Annotated in this window: 4 protein-coding genes; all 4 read right to left on the reverse strand. The window is 72.9% G+C overall.

The window, feature by feature from the left end; translation table 11 throughout:
* Window positions 1–652: proton-conducting transporter membrane subunit (locus tag ACPYN7_RS17905; RefSeq protein WP_424348543.1), on the reverse strand; the 652-nt coding region annotated here is incomplete at its 3' end.
* On the reverse strand, window positions 649–951 hold the full coding sequence (locus ACPYN7_RS17910) for an NADH-quinone oxidoreductase subunit NuoK (protein WP_058874205.1): 303 nt from the start codon (window positions 949–951) through the stop codon (window positions 649–651). The genes ACPYN7_RS17905 and ACPYN7_RS17910, both read right to left, overlap by 4 nt.
* A complete protein-coding gene (locus ACPYN7_RS17915) occupies window positions 948–1,511 on the reverse strand; it encodes an NADH-quinone oxidoreductase subunit J (protein WP_424348544.1) in 564 nt (187 codons plus the stop codon). Before ACPYN7_RS17915 ends, ACPYN7_RS17910 begins: the two co-directional genes overlap by 4 nt.
* A 3-nt stretch (window positions 1,512–1,514) precedes the next feature.
* Window positions 1,515–2,114: NADH-quinone oxidoreductase subunit H (locus ACPYN7_RS17920; RefSeq protein ID WP_424348545.1), on the reverse strand; the 600-nt coding region annotated here is incomplete at its 5' end.

Below are 2,114 nucleotides of genomic sequence, written 5' to 3' on the forward strand. Positions count from 1 at the left end.
AGAACGAGAACGGCAGCTGCGCCGCCTTGCCCAGCGCCGCCACCAGGATCCCGGCCGCGGCCACGTGCCGCCACGGGCTCTCGGCGGCCGGCAGGGCGGACAGGGCCATTCCGGCGCCGCCGGCCAGGGCGGCGCCGGCGGCGAGGTAGAGCCCCAGGTCCGCGGTGCGGGTCGTGACGAAGGCCGTGAGCCCGGCCGAGACGCGATCGGCGTCCCGCCACCAGAACCCGATCAGGGCGTAGGAGGTCGCGCCCATCAGCTCCCACGCGAACAGCAGCGCCGGCAGGCTCGCGGCCGTGACCGTGGCCAGGGCGGCGGCGGCGAAGACCAGCATCAGCCCGTGGAAGCGCGGCCGTGCCGCCCGGATGCTGCCGGCCGCGAAGACCAGGACCAGCAGCGTCACCCCCGCGACCATCGGGAGGGTGAGTGCTGCGAGGGCGTCGACCTCCAGCGCGAACTCGGCGCCGGCCACGAACGGGACGGACAGGGAGGGCCGGGCCAGGGCGGCGGCCGCCGCGAGCACCGTGGTCACCGCGGCGGTGAGCACCGCGACCGGAGCGGCGGCCCGCTCCGCCCGGGTGAGGGCGAGCACCGCGCCCACGGCGGCCGGGAGCACCACCACGGCCAGCAGCACGGCCTGGGCCGCGGTCATCGGGCGAGCTCCTCGGCCATGTCGGTCATGTCCGTCTGCCGCCTGCGGTGCAGCAGCGTGGCCACGGCGAAGCCCATGGCCATCTCCACGGTCATGGCCGCCAGGACCACCAGCAGCAGCACCTGCCCGGAGGGGTCCGGGGCGAGGAACCACCAGAACCCCGCCGCGGCCAACAGCACCCCGTTGATCATCAGCTCCAGGCCCATCATCACCATCACCACCACCTGCTGGGACAGGGCGCCGTAGAGCCCCACCGCGAACAGCGCGGCGGCCACGACGAGGACGGCTTCGAGGGTCATCGGCCCACACCTCCCGGCTGGGGGTCGTCCGCCGGGCGGCGGCGCAGGTCGTCACCGAACCGGTCGTAGCGGGTGCGGTGGGCGGCCAGGACCACCCCGGCCACGATGGTCGCCACCATCACCGGCCCCACCACGGCCATCACCAGCATCTTCTCGCCCATGATCTCCAGGCCCAGCGCGTGCGTGAGGTCCTCGGGCGGGGCGCCGCGCCGCTGCGGCCACGGGATCAGCAGGGCACCGGCGGCCAGCAGCACGAAGACCCCGGCCGAGGCGCCGATCGCGGTCTTCTTCCCGTGGGTCATGTCCATGGGCATCAGAGCGGGGTTCATGCCCATGAACATCACCATGTAGACCGCCATCACCGCCATCTCCATCACCATCATCAGGATCGTGATGATCCCCAGGTAGCTCTGGTCCAGCAGCAGGATCTGCACCCCCACGGCGATGAAGGACAGTGCCAGGGCGTAGGTGGCCCGGGCCATGGAGTCCACCACGAACACGGCCGCCCCCGCGGCCACGGCCACCGCGGCGAGCACCCAGAACACGATTCCGACCAGCATGGCTCAGCCCTTCCAGACGACGACGAGGGACACGACCAGGTCCTGGACCACGGCGGCCGGGAGCAGGACCACCCAGCCGATCTCCATGAACTGGTCCGGGCGCAGCAGCGGGATCTTCCGCCGCAACCACACGAGCACCGCCAGCACCACTACGGTCTTCACCAGGACCCACGCCCAGCCGGGCAGCACCGGCCCGGCGCCTCCCCCGAGGAAGAGTGGCACCGAGAAGGCGGCGCCGGCGGTGAGGAACAGGTATCGCCCGGCTTGGAAGACGAGGCGGTCGGTCCCCGACAGCTCGGCCAGCACACCGCCGGTGATGTCGGCGGCGAGGGCCGGAGCGAACGGGCCCCACACGGAGAAGCCCGTCACGCCGATGAGGAAGACGAGGAACGCCACCGGCATCCACACCACGAACCAGACCCCGTCCTGGGCGGCCGCGACGTCCCCCACGGCCAGGCTGCCGGCGGCGATGGCCGGGGCCACCAGCGCGAACATCAGCGGCAGTTCGTAGGCCAGCCCGTGGGCGAGGAAGCGGTAGCCGCCCACCAGGCCGTGGGTGGAGTTCGCGCCCCACCCCGCGAGCCAGACCAGCGCCCAGACCAT

Origin of the sequence: Kocuria sp. CH-021, from assembly GCF_049716185.1 — a bacterium.
GTDB lineage: Bacteria > Actinomycetota > Actinomycetes > Actinomycetales > Micrococcaceae > Kocuria > Kocuria cellulosilytica.